The 18,240-nt window shown below is 61.6% G+C and carries 19 protein-coding genes and 1 pseudogene; 9 read left to right on the plus strand and 11 right to left on the minus strand.

The annotated features are described in order from the left end of the window. Positions 1-40 precede the first annotated feature (40 nt). Positions 41-415, minus strand: a complete 375-nt coding sequence (locus tag BA011_RS41890) for an Atu4866 domain-containing protein (protein WP_151343505.1) — start codon at positions 413-415, stop codon at positions 41-43. Positions 416-520: 105 nt separating this feature from the next. Between BA011_RS41890 and BA011_RS21250 the strand changes: the two genes are divergently transcribed. Beyond that, positions 521-1,417 carry a LysR family transcriptional regulator gene (locus BA011_RS21250; protein ID WP_065281889.1) on the plus strand — a complete coding sequence of 299 codons (897 nt, stop codon included), beginning with the start codon at positions 521-523 and terminating at the stop codon, positions 1,415-1,417. On the opposite strand, the gene BA011_RS21255 is transcribed toward BA011_RS21250, so the two are convergent. Together BA011_RS21255 and BA011_RS21260 are read right to left on the minus strand one after the other, a co-directional pair. After that, positions 1,414-1,704 carry an AbrB/MazE/SpoVT family DNA-binding domain-containing protein gene (locus BA011_RS21255; protein ID WP_065281890.1) on the minus strand — a complete coding sequence of 97 codons (291 nt, stop codon included), beginning with the start codon at positions 1,702-1,704 and terminating at the stop codon, positions 1,414-1,416. The genes BA011_RS21250 and BA011_RS21255 overlap by 4 nt on opposite strands. A gap of 98 nt (positions 1,705-1,802) precedes the next feature. After that, entirely contained in the window at positions 1,803-2,327 is a 525-nt protein-coding gene (locus tag BA011_RS21260) for a hypothetical protein (protein ID WP_065281891.1), read from the minus strand. 78 nt (positions 2,328-2,405) lie between these two features. On the opposite strand from BA011_RS21260, the gene BA011_RS21265 reads away from it, so the two are divergent. Continuing rightward, positions 2,406-3,353: a LysR family transcriptional regulator gene (locus BA011_RS21265; RefSeq protein ID WP_065281892.1), complete on the plus strand. Its 948-nt coding sequence runs from the start codon at positions 2,406-2,408 to the stop codon at positions 3,351-3,353. A 351-nt stretch (positions 3,354-3,704) separates the two neighbouring features. Here BA011_RS21265 and BA011_RS45160 read toward each other — a convergent pair whose 3' ends face one another. Both BA011_RS45160 and BA011_RS46340 read right to left on the minus strand, forming a co-directional pair. Then, positions 3,705-4,664: a DEAD/DEAH box helicase gene (locus tag BA011_RS45160; RefSeq protein WP_237352500.1), complete on the minus strand. Its 960-nt coding sequence runs from the start codon at positions 4,662-4,664 to the stop codon at positions 3,705-3,707. A gap of 140 nt (positions 4,665-4,804) precedes the next feature. Further along, positions 4,805-6,196 (minus strand): annotated as a pseudogene (locus BA011_RS46340) (DEAD/DEAH box helicase); the annotation flags it as partial. 296 nt (positions 6,197-6,492) lie between these two features. Here BA011_RS46340 and BA011_RS21275 point away from each other — a divergent pair. Beyond that, on the plus strand, positions 6,493-7,347 hold the full coding sequence (locus BA011_RS21275) for a helix-turn-helix domain-containing protein (RefSeq protein WP_065282618.1): 855 nt from the start codon (positions 6,493-6,495) through the stop codon (positions 7,345-7,347). 38 nt (positions 7,348-7,385) lie between these two features. Further along, positions 7,386-7,931, plus strand: coding sequence for a YbhB/YbcL family Raf kinase inhibitor-like protein (locus BA011_RS21280; RefSeq protein WP_065281893.1), 546 nt, complete (start codon positions 7,386-7,388; stop codon positions 7,929-7,931). Positions 7,932-8,111: 180 nt separating this feature from the next. Here BA011_RS21280 and BA011_RS21285 read toward each other — a convergent pair whose 3' ends face one another. Beyond that, positions 8,112-8,402 carry a YybH family protein gene (locus BA011_RS21285; protein WP_210191780.1) on the minus strand — a complete coding sequence of 97 codons (291 nt, stop codon included), beginning with the start codon at positions 8,400-8,402 and terminating at the stop codon, positions 8,112-8,114. Between the two features lie 215 nt (positions 8,403-8,617). On the opposite strand from BA011_RS21285, the gene BA011_RS21290 reads away from it, so the two are divergent. After that, the gene (locus tag BA011_RS21290; protein ID WP_065281894.1) at positions 8,618-9,499 is read left to right on the plus strand and encodes an AraC family transcriptional regulator; all 882 of its coding nucleotides are present in this window, start codon (positions 8,618-8,620) and stop codon (positions 9,497-9,499) included. A 212-nt stretch (positions 9,500-9,711) separates the two neighbouring features. After that, positions 9,712-10,242 carry a dihydrofolate reductase family protein gene (locus BA011_RS21295; RefSeq protein WP_065281895.1) on the plus strand — a complete coding sequence of 177 codons (531 nt, stop codon included), beginning with the start codon at positions 9,712-9,714 and terminating at the stop codon, positions 10,240-10,242. A gap of 304 nt (positions 10,243-10,546) precedes the next feature. On the opposite strand, the gene BA011_RS21300 is transcribed toward BA011_RS21295, so the two are convergent. Next, positions 10,547-11,194 carry a hydrolase gene (locus BA011_RS21300; protein ID WP_065281896.1) on the minus strand — a complete coding sequence of 216 codons (648 nt, stop codon included), beginning with the start codon at positions 11,192-11,194 and terminating at the stop codon, positions 10,547-10,549. 153 nt (positions 11,195-11,347) lie between these two features. Between BA011_RS21300 and BA011_RS21305 the strand changes: the two genes are divergently transcribed. Further along, on the plus strand, positions 11,348-12,241 hold the full coding sequence (locus tag BA011_RS21305; protein WP_065281897.1) for a LysR family transcriptional regulator: 894 nt from the start codon (positions 11,348-11,350) through the stop codon (positions 12,239-12,241). 218 nt (positions 12,242-12,459) lie between these two features. Here BA011_RS21305 and BA011_RS21310 read toward each other — a convergent pair whose 3' ends face one another. Beyond that, complete coding sequence (locus tag BA011_RS21310; RefSeq protein WP_065282619.1) at positions 12,460-13,407, minus strand: LysR family transcriptional regulator; 948 nt, start codon at positions 13,405-13,407, stop codon at positions 12,460-12,462. A gap of 198 nt (positions 13,408-13,605) precedes the next feature. Between BA011_RS21310 and BA011_RS21315 the strand changes: the two genes are divergently transcribed. Further along, entirely contained in the window at positions 13,606-14,340 is a 735-nt protein-coding gene (locus tag BA011_RS21315; RefSeq protein WP_065281898.1) for an SDR family NAD(P)-dependent oxidoreductase, read from the plus strand. A 152-nt stretch (positions 14,341-14,492) separates the two neighbouring features. After that, positions 14,493-15,092 (plus strand): NADPH-dependent F420 reductase, encoded by a 600-nt coding sequence (locus tag BA011_RS21320; protein WP_065281899.1) that lies wholly within the window; start codon positions 14,493-14,495, stop codon positions 15,090-15,092. 211 nt (positions 15,093-15,303) lie between these two features. Here BA011_RS21320 and guaA read toward each other — a convergent pair whose 3' ends face one another. From guaA to BA011_RS21335, 3 genes are all read right to left on the minus strand, one after another. Beyond that, positions 15,304-16,866, minus strand: coding sequence for a glutamine-hydrolyzing GMP synthase (guaA, locus tag BA011_RS21325; protein ID WP_020052549.1), 1,563 nt, complete (start codon positions 16,864-16,866; stop codon positions 15,304-15,306). A gap of 116 nt (positions 16,867-16,982) precedes the next feature. Then, entirely contained in the window at positions 16,983-17,621 is a 639-nt protein-coding gene (locus BA011_RS21330) for a 5'-methylthioadenosine/S-adenosylhomocysteine nucleosidase (RefSeq protein ID WP_018485266.1), read from the minus strand. Beyond that, positions 17,618-18,067 carry a PaaI family thioesterase gene (locus BA011_RS21335; RefSeq protein WP_003544704.1) on the minus strand — a complete coding sequence of 150 codons (450 nt, stop codon included), beginning with the start codon at positions 18,065-18,067 and terminating at the stop codon, positions 17,618-17,620. The genes BA011_RS21330 and BA011_RS21335 overlap by 4 nt, the downstream gene beginning before the upstream one ends. Positions 18,068-18,240: the final 173 nt, after the last annotated feature.

Here is an 18,240-nt window from a genome sequence, read left to right on the forward strand (position 1 = left end):
GCGGCCTTCTCCTGTGTGATGTTGCCTTCCAGGCGGCACATCATTTGCGCCGAAGCACCATGCCGCCGTGGTGGAGGGTATTGCCATCGACGAAATCGCCGTCGGCCGTGAAGCCCGTGTCATCCCAATATTCGATGTGGCTTCCGGTGACTTCGTAGCGTCCCCGGTAGGCGCTTTCCCGGCTGCCGCGGGCTTCGTCGTAGCGGCCATTGGGCAGAAGTTCGTGGCGGACGCGGCCATCATCCGTAACCCACATGCCGACATAGGGATGTTGCTGCATTCTGTTCTCGCTTGTTTGTTGCTGCTGAGTTTCTCGGTGCTTCACGGTATCGGCGCCGAACGAACTGGTCGCCGCGCCAACCAGGGTCACCGCCGTGAAAAACCGCAGGAGGGGGCTTTTGAAAATCCTTCGCATTGCCTTTCCTTTCGAAGCCTTCGTTGACCTCGACTGAAAGATAGTACGGAGGATCTGAGCGATTAAGTTGCCAATTCAGAATGCCTTGGTTAGAAATGCTAACCGATGGTCGATGATCTCGAAGGCATTTCGGTTTTTCTTGCGGTGGCGGAGGCGCGCAACTTTCGGCTCGCCGGCGAGCGGCTCGGCGTCACCCGCTCCGCCGTCAGCCAGGCCCTGCAGCGCCTGGAGGATCGAGTCGGCGTCGCCCTGGTCCAGCGCACGACGCGCAGCGTCAGCCTGACCGAAGCCGGCCAAGTGTTCTTCGACGCGGTTCGCCCATCGGTCCGCCAGGTCAAGGATGCGATGCAGACAGTGCGGGAAATGCAGGCGCGCCCGAGCGGCCTGCTGCGGATCACCGTGTCCTCGATCGCCGAGAACTTCCTGTCCGGCACCTTGCTGGCCGGCTTCATGGAAGCCTGCCCTGACATCAAACTCGATATCACCATCACCGATGACGAATTCGATATCGTCGAGGCCGGCTTCGATGCGGGTGTCCGGCTCGGCGAAGTGATCGAACAGGATATGATCGCGATTTCAGTCTCCGAAGAGCAGCGACAATGCGCGGCCGCATCCTGCAGCTATCTCGAGCGCCGCGGCCATCCCCGCCACCCCCGCGAACTGCAGAACCATGCCTGCATCGGATGGCGGCCACGCCCGGATACGGCGCCTTACCGCTGGGAGTTCACCGAAAACGATCGCGACTTCGACGTCTCCGTCGATCCCACCGTCACGACCAACGACATGGGAATGATGATCCGCATGGCCTGCGCAGGAGCCGGCATCACCTTCGGCATGGTGGAGACCTTCCAGTCCTATATCGACCGCGGGGAACTCGTGCCGCTGCTGGAGGATTTCTGTCCACCCTTTCCGGGCTTCTATCTCTACTACCCCAGGCGTCAGAGGCAGCCGCTGAAGCTGCGCGCATTGGTGGATTATGTCCGCAGGTCGGGTAAGGGTTAGATGTCGTCTGCGAATTCGGGGCCGTCACGGCGGCGGGCCTCGGCCAACATGCCGGCTTCCATCTCTTCCAGAGTTTTCGGCTCGCCGCCGAAGGGAAGCATGCCGAACACACCATCAGGCCGCGTCGGCGCAAAGGCAGGGAGCCGCTTCAGAAGCACGCCTTCCGGGGTTTCCTCGACAACGAGACGCGTTCCAGCCTCCCACTCCCGCCGCTGGCGGATCGTTTTTGGGAGAATGATCTGCCCTTTGGTCGAGACCGTTGCAATAAGGTTTTCGGAGTGAGCCATGAGCTTGAGCCCCGCAGGTAACACAAAGACAAGATATGCGAGGCAGATGGTTCCGTCACCACACTATCGCGAGGTTCAGGGCTTGAGACGGCGGAGTCCTAAGATACCGCAGCTTCGCCAGCGAGGGCCTGGGTTGCCTTCGGCCGAGGACACAGCAGCAAATAGAATGCGAAGACGTGGGTGATCATCAGCAGGGGCACGTAGATGATCGGGATCGCGTATGCGGCGCCCAATTCCCCCGCCCGCGCCGGCAGGTCGGCCTGGATGGCGTGATAGTAGTCGAGGATGAGGTCGCCCATTCCCACCAGATTGAAGGCGACGACGAACAGCCAGAAGACCGGGCGTATCCTGACTGTGATGAGTGCCAGCATGGCAAGCAGCCCAGCCGCGAGGTCGCCATAGGCAGCGAAGGTGGCGAAGCTGGCAGGCAGGTTGGGGCCGACGACGCCTGGGAGAAGGAAGACGAGCCCGAAGAAGCGGAAGCTGTGCAGAGTGGCGATGGCGCGGTGCGCCTTGACCCTGTCCATCGACGTGAGCCAGGGCAGAATATAGGCGCCGAAGCAAAGCAGCCACGCGGCATAACCTAGGACGAGATGGGTTTGGAAGATGGATTCCGTCGACATCGGGGCACTCCTGATTTGTGCGATCCAGATGTACGCCCGCTTCCCGCGATCGACTATTCGCGATAATATCGATGCGGTATGAAGCAGAACTTCACAGTCAGGCAAGCCGCGCTCGACGGCGTTGAGGCGTTTTTAAGCGTTGCCCAGCACCGTAGTTTTCGCAGAGCAGCCGCGGACCTCGGGGTAACCCCTTCGGCAATCAGCCAGGCCGTCCGCGCTCTCGAGGAGCGTGTCGGCGCAGTGCTCTTCATCCGCACGACGCGCAGTGTCGGCCTGACCGAAGCCGGCGAGCGGTTCCTTATGCGCGCAAAGCCCGCCTTCGAGGAACTGGTCGCCGCAAGCGAGGTTGCGCGTGACCTCGGGCAGCGACCGGCCGGCCTATTGCGCCTCACGGTGCCGCCGGCAGTGGTGCCGATCCTGCTGGAGCCACTGATTGCATCCTTCTGCCAGGCCTTTCCCGAGATCGAGGTGGAGGTCGCCGTAAATGAGGAACTGGTCGATATCGCCGCCGAAGGATTTGACGCCGGCATCCGGCTCGGCCAGTTCATCGCAGCCGATATGGTCGCGGTCCGGCTGACGCCGCCGTTCCCGCTGGTGGTCGTCGGCAGTCCCGAATATCTGCGCCGGAGAGGGCGGCCCGAGCGTATCGACGATCTGCGTCAGCATGCCTGCATCCGCATTCGCCGCTCGAACGGCTCAATCGCGCCGTGGTCGTTTGTCAGCGGCAAAAAGCCGATCGAGGCTGTTGTCTCCGGGCCGCTGATCGCCCACGACTTTCCCACCATGCTGGGAGCGGCCGTCGAAGATATGGGGCTTGCGCAGGTGCCGGAGCCAATCGCCGCCGGATCCGTGAAGGCGGGAAAACTCGTTCGCGTCCTGGAGGCGTTCGCGCCGATGGCGCCGGGTGTGTCCCTCTACTATCCCAGCCGTCATCAAGTGATGCCGAAGCTGCGGGCCTTCATCGATCACGTGAAAGGCCGGGCGGACGCTGCCGACAAAACCAGAGTTGACATCGATGACAAGTAAACACAAGGCGCGAAAATGCACTGATCTGGGGCAGCGCGGACTCTAATAGTTGATGTCACTCCGGTACGCAGATCACGATGCTCGATTGACAACAGACCGATGGTTTGTGATGAAGACTGTCGGTCTTTAACCGAACTCGTGGCGCGGAGCCCTGCGGCAGGTCTTTGCCAAGCGCCAATGAGGCCACGATCAGGACGAACTGGCCGACCAGTCCCTGGGCGATGAGACTGTGGACGAAGCTCACTCCGCCAGGTGCCGGTCTTCTTATTCAAAATGGTTCCCATGATCCGAGATGCGGCCAACGCTGGTTGGCCAGATTTCAACCATGCAGCATCGTCTGCCTGCCGCCGATCACGCAATCCTGCCCCGCAGGCTGTCGGCGAGCGCGGAAAGAGCATTGGCGAGTTGCGCCGCGGTTTCCGGCGGCGGAAGCGGTATCTTCAGGCTCCGCGCACCTGTGGCCGAATCACGCTCTACCCAGGGATGCGCCGTTGCATCGGAATCATTGGCCGCAGCCAAGGCGGCAACAACCTGCGCGCCGATCTGAGCCAGGGCTTGCCATGGATCGGAAGCGGCATGGGGCAGCGGCGCTCCGGCGGCTTCGGTGCGCGCGGCCGTTTTGGCTCCCGCGTCTCGCTCGACACCGGCCTTGAGATCGTCGGCGGATCCAGCGTCATCGGCGATGACGAAGTTCGACACTTCCTCGGCCGGTGTCACGGCCTCACCTTCACCCATGCTTCCGGTGACGTTCTCCACCTCTTTCATGAAGCGGTTGAGGCGCGAGCCGCCGAGCGAAATCTCGCCAAGACCGCCGTCGAGAATTCCAGCAGACAGAGAGCGCTTGAATGCCAGAACCGAAAGCATGCCCTCTTCGATGGTGCCTTTTGAGACGAAATTGATGACCCGCACCGGCCGCGCCTGGCCGATGCGATGGATGCGGGCGATGCGTTGTTCGAGAATCGCCGGGTTCCACGGCAGATCCATGTTCACCAGCGTCGAGGCATTCTGCAGATTGAGCCCCGTGCTGCCGGCATCGGTGGATAGGAACACGCGGCACGTGGGGTCGTTGCGAAACCGCTCGACCAGCGCCGGGCGTTTTTCCGACGGCACGCCGCCATGGAGGCTGACATAGCCGATTCCGCGCGCTTCGAGGCGGCGGATGACGATATCGTGGGTGCGGGTCCATTGGGAGAACACGACCGCCTTGGCTTCGGGGTCGGCGAACAATTCGTCCAGTAGCGCCGCCAGTTCGTCCGCCTTGACCCCGTGATCGGTCTCCTGGTCCAGGAGATAGGTGCTGTTGCACGACATGCCATGTTCTGGAGCGCGCAGGTCAGCCGGCGCTGGTCCTTGTCGGAAAGGAACTTCGTCTTGTGCCAGCGCTGGACGATTCTCGCCACGACATCGGCGTTTTCCTGATGGTGAAGTGTCTGACCCTCGGTCATCGGCACCAGGAGGTTCTGGTCGGTCCGGCTGGGCAATTGCCGCAGCACCTCGGATTTGCGCCGACGAATCATGATGGGCGCCAGCGTCTGGCCGATCTTTTCCAGGCCGGTATAACCGGTGACGCGTCCGCCTTCATCCTTGACCTGATGCTCGTGCAGCAGCTTCCAGGTCGGCCCCAAGCGGTGCTGGTCGACGAACTGGACGATGGAAACCAGCTCCTCCAGCTTGTTCTCCAGGGGCGTTCCGCTTAGAACGATCGCGTAGGCGCTGTCGACGCTTTTCAAGGCGCGCGCCGCTATGGTGTTCCAGTTTTTGACCCGTTGCGCTTCATCGACGATCACGAGGTCGGGCACCCAGGCGGTGATCAGGTCGAGATCGGGTTTGAGTTTTTCGTAGTTCGTGATCTTGCAGAAGTCATCCAGAGCGAAGTCCTTCTGCCGTTCCGCCCGGCCACCGTTGATGACACGCGCCGCATTTTCTCCGTCTCGGCCGGAAAAACGCGCAATTTCGCTTTGCCACTGGTATTTGAGCGAGGTCGGGCAGATCACCAGCACCCTCGAAACGCCGAAATGCTGCGCCAGGATTTCCGTAGCGGCGATCGCCTGTATGGTCTTGCCCAGTCCCATGTCGTCGCCGATCAGCGCCCTGCCGGCCCGCGTCGCAAACAGCGCGCCTTCGGCCTGATAGGGATAGAGTGGCACCTTCAGGAGCGTCTGCAGCCCGGGATCGGCGGCACCTTGCGGAAAAAGCCGATAGAGTTTCGAGGCCCGTCTTTCCGCATCCCTTTTTCCAGCGATGAAGTCGAGCGCATCGTCATAGGCGCGGAACTCATGGCCGCTGTCGGACGCCATGGCCATGAAAGGCTCCAGCTCGCCGAAGCGGTCGTCCGGCAGCATGCCGTCGCGGTCGGCGTCGAACAGGGCCGCGGCGGCCTCCTTCATGGCCGGCGGGCATTGGGTTCCAGCACGGAAATGGATACGCCTTTGACCGTCATTGCGCAGGTAGAGTTCGGAAAATACCGGTTGATAGCCCCGCGCGAACGCCGTCTTGGCGCCACGCTTCTTTTCCAGCCGGGCAAGCGTGAATTCGATGTGCTTGCAGGTACCCAGTTCGCTGGTGGCGTAATCGGGGCATGAGCAGAAATTGCCCCCGGGGCCTCGGCCGCGAATCGCCACCCTGTAGCTGGAATTCGAAACGGGATTGCTGACGCGGAACTCGGAGAAGAACGGCTCGTCGGTCAGGTTCTCGAGCCCGAAAGCCTGCCCCCGGCCGAACTGGCGGCGTAAGCCGCGCTGCCAGTCCACCGGCGATAGATCGGCGGGCGCGTGGGTGCGCGACAGCTTGGGTTCCGGGTTCGGCTTGGCCGTGGCTTTCAAGTTTCGGGGCTTGGATTTCATCGAAGCACATCCATTCAGAAGAGTTTTTCGCGTGACATTCTTCCCGGCTTACCCGTGGCATGGGGGAGGTCTTCTGCCGTAGGGTAACCGTTGCCGCAGAAGAATTATCCAGATTCGAAGCCCGATGCACCCTCTCTTCCGAGAAATATACGCAGTTCCGACAGCCGGTAGATATGGTTGCGGCTCCTGGCGAAAGGTTGCCGCTGGCACGCGGTTTTGGTATTCGCGGATCAACGGATGTCTTCATGCCGGTTCTACCGGTCGCCGCTCTTATCCATCCTTTTGCCGGAGAACATATGCTCGACGACGTCTTTCCCGTTCCGGCCAGGGCCTTGATCCGTCAGGGTGGGCGGGCCTGTTTTTATCGCCTCGTCAATACGAGCCCCTTGTTGATACAGGTGCAATCGGGAACGAAGATCGTCATGGCCGATGACAAGGCTTTGCGCCTCGAAGCCGGCGCCTATGGCTTGCTGCCAGACTATCGCCCGTTGACGATGGAGAACATTCCTAAGGCGCCGCAGAAGTATCAGACCCTGGCGCTTCCTGTTCCGCGACCGCTGTTCGAGGAAGCCTATATCAGGATGGGATCGATCGCCGTTCCATCGAGGCCTGTCCCGGCAGGCACCTCGGACCTGCCGGAGGAAGCAGCGGCATTGTTCGACTATTGCTGTCAGCCCGGCAATTTGACGAGGCTTCCCGGCTCCATTGCCAAGGCTCGTTTGATCGAACTCATCACCTGGTTTGCGCTCGGCGGAGCGGTGCTGGGTCAATGCCAAAGTCCTCGGCTCGAGGACCGGCTGCGGCAGATGATTGAAAGCGATCCGGCCTTTGATTGGACGCTGGGCCATGCGGCCCGCTCGTTCAACATGAGTGAAGCGACGCTCAGGCGGAAGCTCGCCGCCGAAAGTACCGGCTTCAGTGAGATCTTGAGCGATACAAGGATGAACCGCGCCTTGGGGCTCATCCAGACGACGACCCTGCCGATGGCGCAGGTTGCGCTTGAAGTCGGCTACGACTCCCCTTCTCAATTCGCGGCGCGGTTCAAGGAGCGGTTTGGCGTCAATCCGCGCCATGTACGTAGTGGTTCCGAGCGTTTTGAGCGGATCGGGGCAGAAGTTGAGCATCGCGGGGCAGATGCGCTTGCGCAATGACGATAGTTTTCCGGCATTATCAACCGCAGGAAAACAGCATGCGTTTCATCACAGCAGTACTTCTCGCTACGTCCGTCTTGGGCGCGACGGCCGCACAGGCCGAAATGAAGCTCACCTCGAAGGATCTGGTCGCCGGCAAGTCCATGGCCGACGCGCAGGTCTTCAACAGCTTCGGCTGCGCCGGCAAGAACATCTCGCCGGAACTGACCTGGTCGGGTGCGCCTGAGGCGACCAAGAGCTTCGCCATCATGGCTTACGATCCGGATGCTCCCACAGGCTCGGGCTGGTGGCACTGGTCGGTGTTCAACATTCCCGCAGATGCCTCGAAAGTTGCCACTGGCGCAAGCGGTGACAAAAAGCTTCCCGCAGGCGCTGTCGAAGGTCACACGGATTTTGGCATGTCTGGATATGGCGGCGCATGCCCGCCGGCGGGTGATCAGCCGCACCACTACCAGTTCACCGTCTACGCACTCTCGGTGGACAAGCTCCCGCTTCCCGAGACCGCCCCGGCTGCCATGGTTGGCTTCTATGTCAGGGCCAATACGCTTGCCAAGGCCTCCGTTGAGGTCACCTACGGCCGCTGAAGCCGGCTTCAGATCCGCAGTCGTCATTTCCTTCATGACAACGGCCGGCCGAGGTGACTGAACCTCGGCCGGCCGTTTCCTGTGCGGCTTATCCGGCCCGCAAACTTAGACCAGCGACCGCCGTCAATGCTTTGAGGCCATTGCCCTTCGGTAAGCTCAGAGCCGCAGCGGCTCTCACGGCTACTGAGCCGCTGTCAAAAGGTTTGCATCGCGCGCCAGCCGCCAACGACCGGCCTCCTTGCGAAACAGGGTGAGGGTGTATCCGCTCCGCAGAATTGGCTCGCCCCCAGGCTGCTTGACCGTCAAGTTGAGACGATTGCGGGTGAATGCCCAGTTACCAAATACCTGGATCTCGACGATCTCGTTTGTCCCATCGATCTGTGCGGCATTCGCGCTACTCGCCGCCGCCTCGAACACCTCTCGGCCGAACGGCTCACGGCCGGGAACCATGAAGATCGCGTCCTCGGTCATTGTCAGCTCCATTTGAACGATATCAATCGTAAACTATCGACGACGTTCGATGGTCGAAGCGCGCTGCCGCCAGGACTTTTCGCCTCGACAAGCTTACATATTTTATCCCCATTCTACTCTGCGGCACGCCGGCTGATCCATGCCAAACCGCAAGATCGGTCGAGCGCTGCGTTGCCTGAGGGATCTAGTTTGAGCTGCCACGGAGACCAAGACGAATGACCGCAGCGCTTCGGAACTATCATCAGCGGATGCAGCGAGTGCTGGACTATATCGACCGGCACCTCGATGACGATCTCGATCTTGACGTTCTGAGCGGTGTCGCGGCCTTCTCGAAGTTTCATTTCCACCGGCAGTTTACGGCGATCTTCGGATTGTCCGTGCATCGCTATATCCAGCTTGCTCGCATGAAGCGCGCTTCATACCGGTTGGCCTACAGGGACGAAGAACGCGTCACCGATATAGCGATGGATGCCGGCTACGATGCGCCGGATGCCTTCGCCCGCGCCTTTCGGCAACGCTTCGGGCAATCGCCTTCGTCGTTTCGGAAGTCTCCCGACTGGGAGCCGTGGCTTGCCGCCTTCGGGCCTCTCGACAATGCAAGGAGCAAGCTCATGCAGAAGACTTTTACCGCTGACGACGTGATAATTCGCAATGTGCTCACCACGCCGGTGGCGATCATGGAGCATCGGGGCGACCCGGCGACGCTCGGTGCTACCATCCAGCGGTTCATCGCCTGGCGCAAGGCCGCTGGCCTGCACCCCGGGATAAGTCCGACCTTCAACATCTGGCGTTCCGAGCGGCGTCCTCAGTCGCCTGCCGATTATAGCGTGGACCTTTGTGTCGGGATCAGCCAACCAATCGAGGCGAACGGCGAAGAGATCAAAGCAGGCGAGATCCCTGGTGGACGCTGCGCGGTGCTGCGTGTCGTCGGCAACACCGACAATCTGGAGCCCGCCGCGCTCTACCTTTATCGCGACTGGCTTCCGGCCAGCGGCGAGGAAGCACGCAACTTCCCGATCTATTGCCAACGGCTGAGCTTCTTCCCGGAGGTGGCGGAGCATGAGGCGGTGGCGGAGCTGTTTCTGCCGCTGAAATAGCGTCCTCTGACGGCGGCTTGTCCATGCTGATCGCTGGTAGCGGACAGGTCGTTATCCATCTCAGGCCGGCCGGTTGGCGACCATCGGCTCGCGGAGCTATGTGCACTTCAAAAACCAATTGCGATATAAAACCAGTTGAGCTAACTTCCAACCGATTGCATAATGCAAGCAGGCCTGCGCGCGGATATGCCGTTTAAGGAAAGGAAGTGAGGATGGCTAAGCTTGTGTTCGGAATGAACCAGTCCCTGGACGGCTACGTCGATCATATGGCGTTTGGGCCAAGCCCGACGCTCTTCCGCCACTTCATCGAAGAGGCTCAGCGGCAGGCGGGCGGTATCTACGGTCGCCAGATGTATGAGGTCATGCGTTACTGGGACGACGAACATCCTGAATGGGATGCAGAGCGACAGGCTTTCGCGGCGGCGTGGCGGAACCAGCCGAAGTGGGTCGTCTCGCGCACGTTGAAGTCGGTCGGTCCCAATGCCAGGCTTGTTGGGGAAGATCTTGAGGCCGCAATCCGCGAGCTGAAGGCGGAACGCGACGGGGAGATCGAAGTTGCCGGCCCCAATTTGGCGCAAAGCCTCACCGAACTTGGCCTGATCGATGAGTATCGCATCTACCTGCACCCCGTCGTGCTCGGTCACGGCAAGCCATATTTCGCCGGACCCCGGCCGCCGCTCCGCCTGATGGCTCATGACCGGATTGGCGAGGATGTGATCAGGTTGACCTACGTTCCGGCTTGATCTCGGGACTCGCCAGATGAAAGTCGCCACGAAAGTCTTGGTCTTGGGTTGGGACCGAAGCGACGGAAACAGCCCGCTTTGGTGCCGTCGACGGAGGTGACGGCGCGCAGCCTACGAATTCATAGGGGTGCCCGTCGCAAAGGTGATGCCTGCGATAGCGGACGGGCGCCTGATCCGGGTGCAGATCAGCCTGCGTTGCTCGAACTGGATGATTTTAGGCCAGATCGGCCTAAAATCTGAATCCTGTTCTAAATTAAAAAGTTAGAGCATGATGTCGTCCGAAAACCGCTGACACTTTTCGGCATCATGCTCTAGGCACAGGCGTGTTGAGCAGCTGCTGCTCCCAGAGATACGCGATACCGCTGCCAGCGGCATGCTGCTTGAGTACCTCAGTCAACTCTGCCGCGTGCTCGGTCCGGGCCCAGTCGCGCTGCCATTCGGACGCCAGCGCCAGCCAGGTCATCATGTTCGCGCCAGCCGCGATCATGCGCTGGATGGCGACCTCGTGGGCCTCGACCGAAGTGCCGCCCGACGCGTCGGTGATGACAGTCACGTCCCAGCCTTCGCCGAGCGCCTGGATCACCGGCATCGCGACGCATACCTCGGTCCACAGGCCGGCGATGATCAGCTGCTTGCGGCCGGTCGCTTTGACCGCGTCCACGACCTTCCTGTCTTCCCAGGTGTTGATGAACGTCCGGTCGATCACCTCTTGGCCCGGGAAGACATCGGTGATTTGCGGGAAGATCAGACCGCCCCGATCGGCGATCACGCTCGTCAGGATGGTGGGAACACCGAAAGCCCTGGCGGCCTTCGCCAGGGCCGTCGAGTTGTTGACCACTGCATGCGGATCGTGGCTGTTCAGGTTCGCGAGCTGGTAAGGCTGGTGGTCGATCAAAACGAGTACCGAATCTTCGGGACGAAGAAGCGAAGCAAGGCCATTACGAAAGGTCATTATTACTTCCTTTGCTGCCGCCCATGAGCGGCATTGGTTTTGCGGGAGACATGCGCCAGGGGCGACGTTGCCTGGAAGCAGTATTGCCGTTCCTACTCGAGATGCGGTAGCACCCTTTTATGGCAAGCTGTGTCGCGAAAAGGGGAACGCTAAATGGACATCGAAGAACTGCAGACCTTCGTGGAAGTGGCTGATGCCGGGGGAGTTTCGCCGGCCGCGCTCCGGCTTGGCGTCTCCAAGTCAATCGTCAGTCGGCGGCTCTCCCGGCTTGAAGCGGAACTTGGTGTCCAGCTTCTTGCACGGACCACCCGGGGCGCCGCTCTCACGGAAGCAGGGGCCACGTTCCGAGATTATGCAGCGAGAGTCTGCGCCGAGATCGACGTGGCGAAGGAAACGATCCTACCCGCCGGTGACCTTCGCGGCCGCTTGCGAGTTGCCGTGCCGCTTTCCTTCGGCCAGACTCACTTCGCTCCCATCCTCGCGGAAATGGCGCGCCGCCACCCCCAGCTCCACATCCACACCTGCTACAGTGATCGCTTCGTCGATCTCATCACAGAGGGTTATGATTGTGCGATCCGGGTTGGCTATCTTCAGGACTCCAACTTGATCGCAAGACGCGTCGGACCGATCTATGGGAAGTTCGTCGCAAGCCCGGACTACATCAAGGCGCATGGGTCTCCGGAGACGCCGGAGGAACTCGTCGCTCACGAGGCCCTCATGCAGGGTACCGAAGCCTGGCAACTCATGGATGGCGACAAGATCATCACGGTTCGTCCGCAGGGGCGCTTTAAGGCCGACAACGGCACTGCTCTCGTCGCCGCCGCGGCAGCAGGACTCGGGATCGCTTACCTGCCCGATTGCCTTACCCATGAATTTATAGCCTCCGGCGCGCTTGTGCCGGTCATGACGCATTATCCACCACCCCCGGCAGGTGCATATGTCATCCGCCCGCCAGGTCAGCATCCCGCACGGAAGATACGGGTCCTCACCGAATTGCTGATTGAGTATTGCGAACCGGCTCCGCACTTTGCAGGTGTCGGTCGCTAGAGCATGATGCCGAAAAGTGTGAGCGGTTTTCGGACGACATCATGCTCTACTTTTTTGATTTAGATCAGGATTCAGATTTTAGGCCGATCGGGCCTAAAATCATCCTGATCTAAAGCGCAAACGGCGCAACATTCGCGGATTGAACGACGTCGCTTCAAGCAATGGCAGCTCGGCTTCCGACCGGATGGCGGTAAGCGTCGCCGGCGACCTGCCGAGCGTCAGTCGCGCGATATGGATAGCCCCGCGAGAAGCGGAGCGTACGCGGCGAGCCTGCCGGATACGAACTCCGTGAAGAGCCGGACGCGCTTCGTCTTGCGTGTCTCCCCCTGTGTGAGAAGCCAGAGCGTTCCATGCATGTGGAGATCGGTGCCCGGCACCCTCACCAGCAGGGGGTCGGCATCCCCGACGAAGCACGGCAGGGTCGTCATCCCGAGCCCTTGCCGTACTGCAACGATCTGCGCCTCGCCGTCCGTGGTCCTGAACGGAACCCCCGTGGTGCGAACCTCGCCCTCGCTGGCCCAGTCCGGGACACCAAACATGCTTATGACGATCCACCGGGTGGGATCCGGCGCACCCGCACGCCACGCGGCCAGTTGATCGCGAGACATGTAGACACCGCTGAACAGCTCCGGTCCCTTCAGGGCGTGAAGATTGAGCGGCAGGGTTTTGCGGTCGTAGACGACGCGGATCGCGACATCGGCCTCTCGGTTGGTCAGATTTGCCAGCTCGCCGGACGACACGATGTACATCTCGATATCAGGATGCTGACGCGCGAAATCGGCGAGATCAGGCATAAGCAGGTGCGTCGCAAGGGTCGGTGCCAACGTCACCCGCAGCAGCCCGCGCACGCTCTGGTCGCGCCCGAAGACGCGCGTCTCCAGCTGGTGCGACGACGCTTCCATCTGGTTCGCGAGCTCGAGGACCTCGTCGCCTGCAGCCGTCAGGCGGTAGCCCGAAGGCAGCTTTTCGAACATCTGCGCCCCGAGCCGTTCCTCGAGCTGTGCGATGCGTCGCAGCACGGTCGAGTGATATACCCCGAGGCCCTCGGCGGCAGCCCGCACCGAGCCTCCGCGCGCCACGGCAAGAAAGTAGCGAATGTCATCCCACCACCCGGTGCGCCTCCCAAGCCAGTATCTAACGCGTCGTACAGCAGTACGGGCAATCATCATAGCCTATGTAGGCAAACACGGCCCGATTCCAAACGGCGGACACCGATCGTCGCGGCTGGGATCAGTCGTCCGGCGGATCGATTTTGCACCACCGATGTGCGCGCTTCCGCACTCAACAATTGATGCCGGCGGACCCATTTCGACGGTCTCGGGGCGTCCCCGAACGACCAAAGGCAGAGCCTAGAAGGAGAAGTCATGGGAAAGCTTGAAGCTAAGGTTGCAGTCATCACGGGTGGGTCGAGCGGCATGGCGCTGGCGAGCGCCAAGCGGTTCGTTGAAGAAGGCGCCTATGTTTTCATCACGGGCCGGAGACAGGAATCGCTGGACGAGGCCGTCAAGCTGATCGGCCGGAATGTAACCGGCGTGCGCGGCGACGCGTCCAATCTCGACGACCTCGACCGCCTGTTCGATATAGTCAAACGGGAAAGGGGTAAGATCGACATCCTGTACGCGAGCGCCGGCACGGGCGAAGCCGTCCCACTGGGCGAGATAACCGAGCAGCATTTCGACGCGACCTTCAACCTGAATACGCGGGGCACGCTGTTTACGGTTCAGAAGGCGCTGCCGCTGTTCAACGATGGCGGATCGATCTTCATGACCGGGTCAGTTGCTTCGCTGAAAGGTTTTCCTGGTTACAGCGTGTATGCGGCGAGCAAGGCGGCGCTGCACGCGTTCGCACGCGGATGGCTCAACGAACTCAAGGGCAGGAATATCCGGGTGAACGTGCTGCACCCAGGGCCGATCGCCACACCGATGCAGGACCAAGTTCTCACCGAGGAGGCGAAGCAAATGTTCGAATCCCTGATCCCGCGGGGAAAGATGGGTCGTCCCGAGGAAATTGCGGCGGTCGCGCTGTTTCTTGCTTCAGACGATTCAAGCTTCGTGAATGGGATGGAGTTGAATGTCGACGGCGGCTTTTCGGCCATCTGAAATCGCGCCGGATCACCGGAAGCGGCTGACCCTCCGGCCGCGCGGAAGTCGTTCACGGCGGGACGTCTACGCGAAGGTCGCACACAGCGGAACGGATAACCCAGCGCCGTTGAGGGCGAGGAATCAATATCAACACGGATCGGAGAAGTATTATGAGCTATGCGATTGTAGGATTCGGCAAGATAGGCCAGGCCCTCGCCCATGCCTTCGCCCGTAAAAACATCGAGGTGACCGTCGCGAGTCGCCGGCCGCCCGAGGCGCTGGCGCCGCAGGCTCGGGCGATTGGACCCAGGGTCGTCGCCAGGTCGCTGCGGGATGCGCTCGAGGCCGACACGATCATCCTTGAGGTCCCGTTCGGGGAACATCGCGAGGTTGCGAAGGCCCTGCCAAGCTGGGAAGGCAAGACCGTCATCGACGCGACGAACGCATTTCCCGTCCCTGAAGAGCTGGACGGCCTCCCGTCCTCCGCCTTCGTCGCCAAGGCGTTCATCGGCGCCAAGCTCGTGAAAGGTTTCAATCACCTGATTGCGGCCACCCTGGCTGCCGATCCGATCGTCGAGGGCGGGCACCGGGTCGTCTTTCTGTCGAGCGACGACGAGGACGCGACCGCTCCCGTGGCGGCCTTGGCCAAACAACTCGGGTTCGCACCCGTCGAGCTGGGAAAGCTCAACGAGGGTGGCGCGCTGGTGCACGCACGCGGCCGCACTTGGGGCCAGCTCATCTTCCAGGATTTGTTCAAGAAGGAGCAGTAATCGATCGACGACCGTGTGATCGACGCCGAGAACTGGTCGCGCGCATTAAGTCCTTAGAGCAGCGCGCGACCAAATATTGAAGGCCACAAAGTCGCAAAGGTTGGGGTGGGCCTCACGGCATATGGAAGCCGCTCGAAGAGCGCGGGAGACGCCTGACAGACCGGCAGATCTTCGGGCCGCCTAGAATCTATCGACTGCTAGGTGCTCCCCTTCACTCCCACTCGATCGTACCGGGCGGCTTCGACGTAACATCGTAGACCACGCGGTTGATGCCGCGCACCTCGTTGATGATGCGGGTCGCGGCGCGGCCGAGGAATTCCATGTCGTAGTGGTAGAAGTCCGCCGTCATGCCGTCGACAGAGGTGACGGCGCGCAGTGCGCAGACGAATTCGTAGGTGCGGCCATCACCCATGACGCCGACGGTCTGGACGGGAAGCAGCACGGCGAAGGCCTGCCAGATGGCGTCGTAGAGGCCGGCCTTGCGGATTTCATCGAGATAGATCGCATCGGCCTCGCGCAGGATCTCCAGCTTTTCGCGGGTGATGCCGCCGGGGCAACGGATCGCAAGGCCGGGGCCTGGGAAGGGATGGCGGCCGATGAAGCTGTCGGGCAGGCCGAGCTCGCGGCCGAGCGCGCGCACCTCGTCCTTGAAGAGCTCGCGCAGCGGCTCGACGAGCTGCATCTTCATGCGCTCCGGCAGGCCGCCGACATTGTGGTGCGATTTGATCGTCACCGACGGGCCGCCGGTGAAGGACACGCTCTCGATGACGTCGGGATAAAGCGTGCCCTGGCCGAGGAAGTCGGCGCCGCCAAGCTTTTTTGCCTCTTCCTCGAAGGTCTCGATGAACAGCCTGCCGATTATCTTGCGCTTGGTTTCCGGGTCGCTGACGCCCTCGAGTTCGCCGATGAAGCGATCGGCGGCATCGACGTGCAGCAGGTGCAGATTGTAGTGTTCGCGGAACATGGCGACGACGCCGGCCGCCTCATCCTTGCGCATCAACCCGTGGTCGACGAGGATGCAGGTCAGCTGGTCGCCGACGGCCTCGTGGATCAGGAGCGCTGCGACGGAGCTGTCGACACCGCCCGAAAGGGCGCAGATGACGCGTTTGTCGCCCACCTGCGCGCGGATCTGCTCGACCGCCTTCTGGCGGTAGGCCGACATCGACCAGTCGCCCTTGATGCCGGCAATGTTGTGAATGAAATTGCCGATCAGCTTGGCGCCGTCGGGCGTATGCACGACCTCGGGGTGGAACTGCACGCCGTAATATTTGCGCTTCTCGTCGGCGATGAAGGCATAGGGCGCGTTGGAGGAGGTGGCGACCACCTCGAAACCATCCGGCAGCGCGGTGACGCGGTCGCCATGGCTCATCCAGACCTGATGGCGCGAGCCGGAGGACCAGAGGCCCTCGAACAGCTGGCAGTCCCTGTCGACATCGAGGAAGGCGCGGCCGAATTCGCGGTGATGGCCGCTCTCGACCTTGCCGCCGAGCTGCATGCACATCGTCTGCTGGCCGTAGCAGATGCCGAACACCGGCAGGCCGCTGTCGAAGATGATCTGCGGCGCTCGCGGCGATCCCTCGTCCACCGTTGAAGCCGGGCTGCCGGACAGGATCACGGCCTTCGGCTGCAGGCGGTGAAAGCCCTCTTCGGCGGATTGGAAGGGAACGATCTCGCAATAGACGCCGGCCTCGCGCACGCGCCGGGCGATGAGCTGGGTCACCTGGCTGCCGAAATCGACGATGAGAACGGAGTCGGGATGTGCTGTCTGGGTCATGGCGAGGCTTTAATGAAAAGCGCCTCGCCTTGCAATCCGGGAAATCGGCGGCATCAGGTTTTTATTGTTCCGATTGTCCCCCGCGCGTCTGACAAGGCGCGCGGCGCTTCAGGGGCTCAGAACCAGAAAACCCCGTCTTCCAGCGCCGTGAACAGGCTGTCGACGCCATAGGAGAGCTTGCGGTCGACGATGTGCAGATATTCGGTCCAGCCGGAAATATGCTGCAGCTCGACGGCGCCGTCGGAAATGCCGCGAAGGCCGATCAGCGGCAGCTTGTAGCCCTGGCAGGCGCGCAGCACCGCATAGGTCTCCATGTCGACCATGTCGGCGTCGATATTGGTATAGGCGGCGCCCGAGATGATGTTGCCGCCGGTGGAAAGGCTTGCTTCGGCAATGCCGGGAATGCGCAGCGGCAGCTCGAGCGTTGCCGGCAGGTCGAGAAAGGGTGTCTTGCCCTTTTCGAAGCCGAGCGGCGAGGCGTCCATGTCGCGGTAGGAAACCGAGGTCACCTGATAGATTTCGGTCTGCTCCAGTTTCGCGGAGCCGGCCGAGCCGAGGGAGACGACGAGATCGGGCAGGTCGTCGACGGCATCCAGCCGCGCCAATGTCTTGCTCAGCGCGATGGCTGCCTCGACCGGGCCGACGCCGGTCATCAGAGGTTCGATGCGCGAGCGCAGGAAGGGGCCGTATTCGGCCTCTGCCGCCATGACGAAAAGGATGGATTTCCCCGCGACCGATTTCAGTTCGAACTTCATCCCGTAATGCCCTCTCTACCGCGGATCACCATCATCGTTCCGGTCATGGAGGCGATGAGTTTCGCCGGCCCGTCGCTGATCGCGTAGCCTCGTCCGTCGGCGACGATGATGGTGGAGCCGGGTTTGGTGATTTCCCCGCGAAACAGGAAACGATCGCCACGCCCCGGCGACATGAGATTGACTTTGAACTCGATCGTCAGGATCGAGGCTTCCGGGTCGATGACGCTGTAGGCGGCAAAGCCGCAGGCCGAATCGAGCGCTGCGGAAATGATGCCGGCATGCAGGATGCCGTGCTGCTGTGTCAGTTTGACGTCGAAGGGAAGCTCGATCTCGACGACGCCGTGCTCGACGCGCGTCAGTTCCGCGCCGATTGTTTCCATCGCCGCCTGGCGCGCAAAATTGCGGCGGATTCGCGCGCGGAAATCGCCCCTGTCAGTCTCGCTCATGTCTGCCCCTCTTGCAGCCGCGAAAGTGGCATGGCGCGCCGCATTCGACAAGCTGGACATTGCTGAAATCGGTCCGGGCGCCGATGGAAACCCGGGACCGTGTCGCCGAGGCAACCCTTCACCTTTCCGTCGCCGTGCAAGCCGGCACAGCTGGCCAGTACCGCTCGAATATG

This window comes from Rhizobium leguminosarum (genome assembly GCF_001679785.1).
Taxonomy (GTDB): Bacteria; Pseudomonadota; Alphaproteobacteria; order Rhizobiales; family Rhizobiaceae; genus Rhizobium; species Rhizobium leguminosarum_R.